Genomic DNA, 9965 nt, shown 5'->3' on the forward strand with positions numbered 1-9965 from the left:
TTGAGCCAAAAATGACTATTAGCTCTAATGGGCCGAAGGTAAAGGAAAATGTGCTTGACATTGGCGTGTTGATGGTGTAACCTTTATTAAGTGACAAGGATGGGGCGGCAGGGAGCCGCCCTTCCTTTCGTGCGATGTGCCAGGCTTCCTGTAAGAAGAGCTCTCATATGGATATTAGAAGACGGTTTTTGCTGTTGTCTATCATTACTCTTGTGGGCCTTTCGGCCACTGCGACATGTTTGTCGGAAGAGGATGGGCCCAGGATCGTTTCGAAAGCCCTTGGCGGTCAGCCCCTTTCCCCCGCTGGTGTTCCTGTCCCGAGTTTTGGGGACACAATCAGGTATGACGACGGCACGCTCACCTTTGGACTCTGGCTCCCCGGGGAAGATGTCTACTGGGCAATGAGGTTCACGCCTGCCATGGACTGCACCTTGAAGGAAGCACATTGCGCCATTGATATCTGGTCTGGTCAGGCACCGACCTGCACGCTTATTGTCTGGGATGACAACGGTGGAGAGCCTGGAACTCGTGTATTCAGCACGACCTTCACACCGGACACAACAGGCCTGAACGTTATCGATATCACAAGCGTGATCACATATCCGGAGTCAACAGACTTCTGGATAGGCTATTTCCTTCAGGCACCTGCTGGTCTGGACACCACACTTGCGGGGGCAGACTCCGCGGTGGATTACAACGAGAGGAGCGGTATTGGTGTCTCGGGTGTCTGGTACACTATGAATGACCTTGGTGGCGACGGAGACCTGATCATAAGAGCATTCGTAGAATACTACGGACACGATGTTGGGACAGATTCAATAACAGGTCTGCCTGATACTGTCAGGCCGGAGTCCACCTACTCACCTGTCGCATGGGTACACAACTACGGAATTCACTCTGAGAATTTCCTGGTGGAGTGTCTCATCAATCCGGGAGGATATTCCGATACGTTTCAAGTGCTGTCTCTTGCCCCTGCCGCAGATACCGAGTGTGTTTTCAAGCAGTGGACAGTTCCTCCTGATGACAGTACGCCTTACACTATGTGCGTGGCAACGCTTTTGGCGTCGGATGCGGATCTGAGCAATGACACGTTGTGCAAGGGAACCTACGCAGTGAATCCGGTCATACATAATGCTGGGGTAGATTCAATCACAAGTCCTCCTGATACAGTATGGACCGGCATGGACTACAGTCCTGTGGCATGGGTGCACAACTATGGGGGCAGCAGTGAGTATTTCTTAGTAATCTGCCAGATTGACAGCTTTGGTGGTGTGGTCTACACGGACACAAACCAGGTGCTTAATCTTGCCCCTGGAGGGGATCAGGAAGTAGGGTTCACTCAATGGACTGTGCCTCCTGAGCAAGGAGTCCCTTACAGGACCTGCGTCTGGACTATACTCATTGGTGATATTGACCCATCGAACGACACTTTGTGCATGTTGAGTTATGCCATTACCGGCGTAGCAGAAGAGTTGTACGTTCGCAGGCCACGTCGCCTGTTGCTTCACACGATCGTTCCCAATCCTTTCTCCGTGTCCACCACGATCTTCTACGAGATACCTGTCCCCGGGAGAGTGAACGTTCGTATCTACGACGCCGCCGGAAGGCTCGTCAGGACCCTCGTGGATGACGAGACTTCTCCCGGTAATCACAGGACAATATGGGACGGGAAAGGCGATGACGGCCCTGGGGTCCGAGACGGAGTCTACTTCTGCAAGCTCTCCGTGGGCAGGCTCGAATCTACAGCCAAGTTAATCCTTATCAAATAACCCTCCACCCTTCTTCCACAGCATAGTCCCCTGAAACCACGAGATTACACAAGATTAACACAGATGAAAGCCCATTCTCATGGCTGAAACCGAACCATAAGGAAATCTTGTGTTAATCCTTGCCCTCCGAAGCCACCTAGGCTTCTCCACCACCCAATCCCAACAACCAGCTTCGGTGGCCAGGGCCACAAGGCCGTCAGCCCGTCGAAGCTCAACGGAGTTGAGCGAAGACGGGCGAAGGAGGGAGTGAAATCTGTGGTTCAAAGGTTTTGGGTGTTCGTTCGTAGTTTGAAATTTGCAGTTCGTAGTTTGCAGTTTTCGGTTATTTGAGGTGGGTTTCAGGGTTCCAAAAATCCCTTGACAGCACAAGGGGGGTCTGATACTGTCGAATGTGAGACAGCAAATACTGACAATGAGAGGGGGTGGTTTGTTCCGGAGTTTTCTTGTTTGAGCAGAGTAGCCCAATCACAATAGGAGGTTTGTGATGAAGAAGTTTTTGGTCTTTCTTGTATTTGCATCTGCAACTCTCATTGCCGTCAGTTCCTGGGCTGAGACGATGGCTCCGAGCCAAAACGCGGCCAGAAAGACCACTGAGGAGTGGATATCGCCCAAGAATTATGAAGGCGACATAACTCTCGGCGAGGAGTGGATTACTTACTATGACGGAACACCGGCCTGGATCTGGTGGAATGGCCCTGAAAGGGCGACCATATTTGACCCTTTCGACTTCCCCAACGCGGTATATCCATTCTGGATCAAGAAGGTGAGGACTACTTTTGTGGAACAAGCCCCGTATCTCTGGGGCCCGTGCAGCCTTTTCACATTCAAAATCTACGACGATGATGGATCGAACTTGCTCTACGAGTCTCCTGAGCTGGTTGCAGCCAAGCGTCCTTTGAAAACAGAGCTTGACCTGGGCCCAGACTCAGTTGAGATCACCTGGGGGAAATTCTACGTTGCAGTCCACCCCACTGTATGTTGGGAAAGCCTTCCATACCACCCTACCAGCCTTACTGATGGTGCCTTCCAGGGCCACACCCGTTACGGGGTCCAAGGTTCTTGGGGTGGTGTCTATCCTAATGGTGAGATATACCATGAAGCGTATGTCGCCTGGGGAGTACTTCAGCACGATGTCTACGTAATGGATATTCTCGCGCCTGGATATGGTGCGGAAGTTAACACCAGTTACCCGGTCAGGCTGAATGTGAAAAACAGTGGTACCGATACTGAAACCTTTGACGTGGAGGTCTTGATCATAGCTGGTATTGACACAGTATATGCGGACACGCAAAATGTCGCGAGTCTTACGGGCGGATCCGTCAGGACGGTAGTTTTCGCCAACTGGACTCCGCTTCTGTATGGCCAGCAGTACAATGTGAAGGCAAAGACGTTGCTGCCCACAGATCAGAACCCGAATAATGACGAACTGACAAAGATCACAGAGACTTATGAATACGGCGAAATAGCATATGACGATTTCGAACAGGACGGCTACTGGGTTGTCACTCAGCCGAATGGTCCCCAGGACGCGTTTGGAGTCAAGCTCATACCTCAGTTCTCACCCCCTTTTAGAGTTCATAAGTTCAAGATCTACGTGAACTCCGTAGTGCCGTTCGATAATGTAAGACTGTGCCCTGATAATTTGGGATTTCCTGACTACAACAATCCCTACGATGAAATAGCTGCGCCCAATGCGAGTAACCCGCCCGAGTGGATCGTCCGTGATTTCGACTCGACTCAGACTTATATCAGTACTTCTCAGCCAATATGGCTCTGCGCACAGTTTACGAACGGAGGGGATGGCCCTGGCGTCGGTGGCGATGCCGATCCGCCGATCAGCCTCAAGTCATACTATACACAGGATTTCTCCACTTGGAATCTTGTCGCCCAGAACTTCATGATGAGGATAATCCATCTGCCGACTGTTGGTGTCGAGGAAGAGTTTGCTCTCAGAAGGGATGTGCGCACAAAACTCTACCAGAACACTCCGAATCCCTTTAGAAGGAGCACGACTATCAAATTCAGTATATCTCTGCCGGTCCATGCATCGCTAAAGGTGTACGATATTGGCGGAAGGCTCGTCAGGACTCTTCAATCTGGCACCATGGAACCAGGCATTCATACTGTTCCCTGGGATGGGAAGGACGAAATAGGCAGAAACGTAGCAGCGGGAGTTTACTTCTACAAGCTTAACGCTGCCAGAACCAGTGAGACGATGAAGATGATTATGGTCGAGTAGGTTTCTGCTGAAATCAGGCAAAAGGGCCCTTCGTGATCCTGCGGAGGGCCCTTTTACATTTATGATTTAAGATCTATGATCTAAGATTGCGCGACTTGCCGAACATGGGGATTGCTTCGTCATTTCATTCCTCGCAATGACACGGGGGGGTGCCTGGTACCTGGCGGTGCGTCTCTTGTGCATTCCTGGGAGTAGATACTGGATATCGCGACTTGCCAACATGGGGATTGCTTCGGAACTGCTTACTCTCCTCCGTCGGCAATGCCGACGAAGGACCAAATATGTCTCATCCCGCCTGCGACGGGCTGGACCTATTTGGCTCGCAATGACACAGGGGGGGCGTGTATGGCTGAGGGGCCTGGCATTGGAGAAGGGTGGGGTCTTTGTAATTTGTACTTCGTAATTCGTACTTCCCGGAGGGCACACTATTTTATTTGTTTGAATCGTCCTCTGTTTATGGTGTATATCTTTGCCTGTCCGGTTACGTCGTCCCTTGAAGAGAAAGAAACAGCACCAGATGCACCCCAGTAGGTGGTCACCATAGAGAGCCTCTCCATGAGTATTTCCGAGGTGGTTTGAGGATCTCTTGAGGCATTCTGAATGAGTTGGATCGCATCATAGCCCAGAGCAGAATGCCTGCTCGGCCTGGATCCATATTTCGACTCATAAAGAGCCTCAAACTTCCTGCTTGCTACACCTCCGGCGTATCCAGTCTCCACAGCCGCGAAAACAGCACCCTCAACGTACTTTTCTCCAAGCCTGGTCACCTTCTCTGAATGCCAGCCTCCGGCTCCAAGCATAGTCCCTTCGAATTCGTAGTATCTCATTTGAGGAGCAATCAGAACGATGTCATCTGGATATGCGGGTATGAAGACCGCTTGCGGTGACGAGGCCTTGACCGCAAGAATCTGCTCTCTGAAATCTGTGGTTCCTGCCTCGTAGCCCGCCGTGACGAGCACTCTGCCACCCAGGGAGGTGGCCACATCTCTAAAGATTTTTGAAAGCCCTTCGCCGTAAGCATCTTTAGGATAGATGATCGCAATATCAAACAGGCCGAGACTGGACACAGCAAAGTCTGCAATTGCCTTAGCTTGGGATTGAAGACTGAGGTTGAGCTGGAATATGTAAGGCCCTATGCTTGATATCCGACCTTCAGTCGAAGTGGGGGAGATAAGGGTGACTCCCCTGTTGCTCGCAACTCCCGCGGCCGCAATGGTGGGCATGGAGAGCACAGGTCCAATTATGGCAAGCACGTCATCCTGCTCTATCATCGACCGGGTTGCCTTAAGCGCTTCAATGGGGTCGCCCTTAGTATCATATGTTACTACCCTGAACATGGTTGTGTCCAAACCAAGACTGACTCCACGCTGGACAGCCATCCCATACATCAAGTATTCGCCACTCACAGGGAGCAAGAGACCTAATGTCCTTTTCACGAGCATGCCCGTCATGCCCTGAAGCATCCTTTCGGCCTTCTCGACATATCGACTGCCAGAATATCGGGTAGTCATCTTCCTTACTATCTGTGTTGCCCTCGACCTCCTCCCTGCCTGTATCTCAAGTTTTGCGGCCTGGTAGAGAAGAAGAGGCGCAAGTTTCTGATCCGGGAAGTCCCTGGCAAGCTTCTGCAATTCACGTGATCCCAGCTTTTGTCTGGCCATGCGGGTGAGAGTCTTCTCAGCTTCGCGCACAAGACGGGCATCCTCAGAGGTTGATAAAATGCGTAGAAGGTAACTGGCCGATTGGAGATGATTCTCTCTCTTTGAGTAAGATTTGGCAACTACCAGCATGGCATCGTCCACGTATCGACTTGAAGGATCAACATGGATCAAATTTCGACCCTGAAGTATCGCATCCCTGTATTTCCCCAGGCGGTACTTGCACAAGGCAACCATATACCGTGCACCTGCAATCTTTTCCGGATCCAGAAGTCCACTGGCTGCTTTCTGGAAGAGACCAGCCGCCTCCTCATATTTCCCCTGTTTGTATAGCTCCTGGGCTTTGAGGTATGGTTCGGGTTCTCCGTCGGTGGCTATCTCGTCTGGGATGCGTGGCTCTGCGTGCATGCAACCTGCTAGAGCTGCAACTAGAATCAGGCAGAGCAAGTGCTTTGCCCCTAGGGGGTTGCGGCCCGAAGACTTAGCAGACACTGGAATAGAAAAAGCTGCCATTTGCCTTCTAAATCTACAACAGCCAAAAGCCGTTGTCAATTGCCAAATAAGCCATAAGCTGTAAGCTATAAGATTAAAACTATGGGACCAAAAACCGAGCTTACAGCTTACACCATACAGCTGTTAGAGTTTTAGGTTGACATATAGGGCTACAATTTTTAATATCATAGGGCTTTGACCCACGATGCTGTGAGAGAAGGCAAATTGCTATTGCTGAGATACGGATTCCCCACTCTGCTTGTCCTACTCCTTTCTGCGCACGCAGCGCAAGCAAACGGAGACCTACTTCTTAGACAATTCCTCAGAGCTGATGCACTAATGGAGGAGACAAATCGGATTCATCCACTCTTTGCCGGACTGATTTTAGGCGAGACAGAAATAGCCGCGGAAAACATATCGACTGTCATACCAATCCTGGAGGTGTTTACCGATAGCACTCCTTCGAATCCTTTTCTCTGTCTTGCACTGGCAAATGCATGCAGGAGGCTTGGCCAGGAAGATGTGAGCGAATCTCTATTCGTCCTTACCAACAAGAGAGCTGCGAATGATGCGGGTCTCTTGTTAGTTTTGGCGTCAAGGTATGAGAACTTGAATCTCACCAAACACGAAGAGGCTGTTTATGATGCACTTCTGGATTTGAGCATGTCTTCCGCATATTTAAGCAGGCCCGCGCTCGGATACTATTTCTACAGGAGGGCCGTGGAGAAACTGAAGGAAGGCGAAAGGTCAGAAGCCTTGAGAGAGCTGGAAAGGGCTCTTGAGTTTGACCCTTACTCGCTTTCTGCAAATCTGTTGGCAACAGGTTTGGACATAAGAATGCTCAGGGGCAAAGCTGTGGGCCAGATGCTTGCACTGTACAGGGCAGTGAGGGAGAGCTTCTTCGCGCAGCATTTGGTCGTGTTGAACGGTTCAAGAGTAGCTGCGATCTGCCTGATGATCGTTGCGGTTGCGTTCTTACTGGGGATAACCTTTAGAAACTTGCCCAGTATACAGCACCGGACTTTTGAATTTCTGCCTTCTAGACTTCGACACGCCCATAGAGGTACGCTTGCGTGGGCTATAATGGGCATTCCTTTAATCTGGCTGTGGAGCATGTTTCCTTTGATCATCATACCCGTCTATCTTTTTGGAGCCTGGCTTCCAGCCTTGCGCAGAGAAAGGTTTTTCATCTTCGTATTCTTTGTTTACTTGATCCTTGTCCCGTTTCTTATGAAGTCTGAATCGAAACTGCTTCAACCGCTTGATCCTCACCATGAAGTGAGCATCATGGCAAGGGCTCAGGAAAGCGGGTACGAGCCTTCTCTTGCCGCTGAGATCAAGTCTCATCTGGAAAAAGACTCGAGGGATTTCAATATGATCTTTTCCTTGGGGCTCCTCCAAAAACGGGGTGGGAACTTCAAGGAGGCGATATCACTGTTCAGCGTTGCATCCGGCATGAAACCGAGATCATCCGCAGTGAGAAACAACCTTGGTAACACATATTTTGCACTTGGAGACTATGACAGAGCCATGGAAGAATACACGACGGCTGCTGAGCTGGATCCCGGGTCTGCTGCCCCACGATACAATATGGCCCAGACCTACTCAAAAAGACTGATGCTTCCTGAGGCGTCACAGGAATTGAATAGAGCGCTCAAGCTTGACTACGCTCTGGTGCGCCGGTTTAGAAGAATAGCAGGTGATACCTACAACAGACAAGTCATAGACATTGCGATTCCTCCTTCTCAGATGTGGCGAGTCCTCTTTCGTTCCAAGCCTCAAGGAAACGACAGCGCTATCGTGGGAAGCCTTTTCGGAGCATACCCAACGCTTCTCTCAATCACTGCTGCAGGGCTGTTGTTTCTTTCTATTCTGGTGGGTATTCTGTTGAGGGGTGTGTCCCTTTATACGACATGTATTGTCTGTGGGGTTCAGGCGTGCCACAAGTGTCTTGAGAACGAAATCTGCTCCAAGTGTACCAAAAAGATGGTGGTGACTGATTCCACCAGCATGCGGGAAAGGCTGGAGACCAAACTGAGGGAGAGAGCCTATAAATTCAGAGCGATCAAATCCCTGGTTCTTACGGCTGTGTTGCCCGGTGCAGGGCACGTTTTTCTCGGCTCCACCTGGAAGGGAGTCATGTATTCTCTTGTGTACTCGATTGCTTTGATAAACATAGCCTTCAGAGGATTGTTCATAAAGCTATCGCCTTTTTCTGAGGCTGCGGCAGGGTTCACCCAGGGGCTTGTCGCCTCGGGAGCAATGGTTGTGATATATGTGTTCTGCATTAGGAGCACCACGAGGACTCTTACGATGGAGGAAATGTAGATGGCTTTGGCAGGGAATCTCAAAGATTTCGGAGTGCCCGACATACTCCAGCTGATTATGAGCCAGGAAAAGACCGGAGTTCTGACAATAAAGTCCGACGCGAAGGTGGCCAACGTAGGTTTTCAAAAGGGCCAGCTCGTGGAAGCCATATACGGCGGTGCTACCAGAGACAGAGTCCTTAGGGACTATTTCGTGAAACCAGGAAGAATCTCAAGCGAAGAGTTGCAGGAGATCTTGAGGCACCAGGCTGAAACCGGCTCTTCTTTTGAAGAAATCCTTCTCAAGTTCGGATTCGTGTCTGAAGAAGAGCTGAAAGAGATAGTTGTTTTCAGGATACAGGAAGTGCTGGACATACTCCTGACGTGGAAGGAAGGAGAATACAGATTCGAGACTGATGCGACAATATATCCTAAGGGTGTGGTCCAGGTCTCTGTCAACCCTCAGGCAGTAATGATGGAAGGCATGCGGAGAGTTGATGAATGGCCGAGAATCCGAAGGGTTCTGTCAGACCCCAAAATAATCCTGGCACAAAAAGCCAAGCCTATACTCTCTATGGAGTTTGGATCGAACGAGAAGAAGGTGCTGGAATTAGTCGACGGTACAATGAGTCTTGCTCAGCTCCAGGAGGTGTCCGGACTTGGCAAATTCAGAACCTATCAGGCATGTTTCAACCTTCTGGAGGTGGGCGTCATAGAAAAGAAGGGGCTGGCGGTCACGAAGGTTGCCAGGAGGAAACGAGTGTCCGGTGCCAAGATCAAGGTGTTCACCCTCAGTGGTGCAGGGTGGATATTCATTGTCGCCTTTGTGATTGTCAATGTTGTCCTTGGCCTGTATGTGCGAAGCATGATAGAGGATAAAATAAAAGTCACAACAACCTCATCCCATCTTAGAACGAGTGCGACGAGCGACCTGAAGGTGTTACTGGACCAGTTTTTCCTGAAGAAGGGCTATTACCCCAGGTCTCTCGAGCAGTTGGTTGGGGAGTCCTGGACTACTCCCCAGGCAATAGCCGGATTCGACTACATGCGAACAGATGGAGGAGCTTCATACGTGCTCACCCCACTCGCCACCGAACGAACCTCCATCAAGTTGCCATTCTAACCCAACAAACCAAGAACACGAAATTCCCCCATCCACTCTCGCAGCCTTCGAAATTCGAAAATCAGACCAAGAACACGTCATTTGGGGACGGTGCTTGACATTTGACATTTCGTCCATTTTCCTGATTCTCTAGGTCTTGTGACTCTTTGTTATCCAAGGACTTACGCCGTCGCATTGGGGACGGTGCTTGACATTTGACAAAATGCCTAGGCCCATCGATACTCTTCTCCCCTTGGATGTGTTTGGTTTCCAGCAGATTCGGAGTTGATCCTGCTTGTTCTGAGCGATAGTGGAAGGGAGCCGAAGGCGGAGGGAGCCACCGGCGAAGGATCTGCTTGTGCCAGATTGATAATCATATAAAAGGCACCTCGGTATACC

5 protein-coding genes are annotated in these 9965 nt (G+C 50.4%); 4 read left to right on the forward strand and 1 reads right to left on the reverse strand.

Translation table 11 applies throughout. The features are described from left to right. The first annotated feature begins 134 nt into the window (after positions 1 to 134). Positions 135 to 1769, forward strand: a complete 1635-nt coding sequence (locus E3J62_02975; protein TET46943.1) for a T9SS type A sorting domain-containing protein — start codon at positions 135 to 137, stop codon at positions 1767 to 1769. 484 nt (positions 1770 to 2253) lie between these two features. Beyond that, a complete protein-coding gene (locus tag E3J62_02980) occupies positions 2254 to 4008 on the forward strand; it encodes a T9SS type A sorting domain-containing protein (protein TET46944.1) in 1755 nt (584 codons plus the stop codon). Positions 4009 to 4433: 425 nt separating this feature from the next. On the opposite strand, the gene E3J62_02985 is transcribed toward E3J62_02980, so the two are convergent. Further along, positions 4434 to 6179, reverse strand: a complete 1746-nt coding sequence (locus E3J62_02985) for a hypothetical protein (protein TET46945.1) — start codon at positions 6177 to 6179, stop codon at positions 4434 to 4436. Between the two features lie 204 nt (positions 6180 to 6383). Here E3J62_02985 and E3J62_02990 point away from each other — a divergent pair, with 204 nt between their 5' ends. Continuing rightward, positions 6384 to 8486 carry a tetratricopeptide repeat protein gene (locus tag E3J62_02990; GenBank protein ID TET46946.1) on the forward strand — a complete coding sequence of 701 codons (2103 nt, stop codon included), beginning with the start codon at positions 6384 to 6386 and terminating at the stop codon, positions 8484 to 8486. Then, on the forward strand, positions 8487 to 9587 hold the full coding sequence (locus E3J62_02995) for a DUF4388 domain-containing protein (GenBank protein ID TET46947.1): 1101 nt from the start codon (positions 8487 to 8489) through the stop codon (positions 9585 to 9587). The last annotated feature ends 378 nt before the right edge of the window (positions 9588 to 9965 follow it).

This window comes from candidate division TA06 bacterium (assembly GCA_004376575.1).
In the GTDB taxonomy this organism is placed as follows: Bacteria; Hydrothermota; DG-26; order E44-bin18; family E44-bin18; genus E44-bin18.

Coding starts and splice junctions, on each gene's coding strand:
- E3J62_02980 (TET46944.1), top strand. CDS start 2,254: ATGAAGAAGTTTTTGGTCTTTCTTGTATTTGCATCTGCAACTCTCATT.
- E3J62_02975 (TET46943.1), top strand. CDS start 135: ATGTGCCAGGCTTCCTGTAAGAAGAGCTCTCATATGGATATTAGAAGA.
- E3J62_02985 (TET46945.1), bottom strand. CDS start 6,179: ATGGCAGCTTTTTCTATTCCAGTGTCTGCTAAGTCTTCGGGCCGCAAC.
- E3J62_02995 (TET46947.1), top strand. CDS start 8,487: ATGGCTTTGGCAGGGAATCTCAAAGATTTCGGAGTGCCCGACATACTC.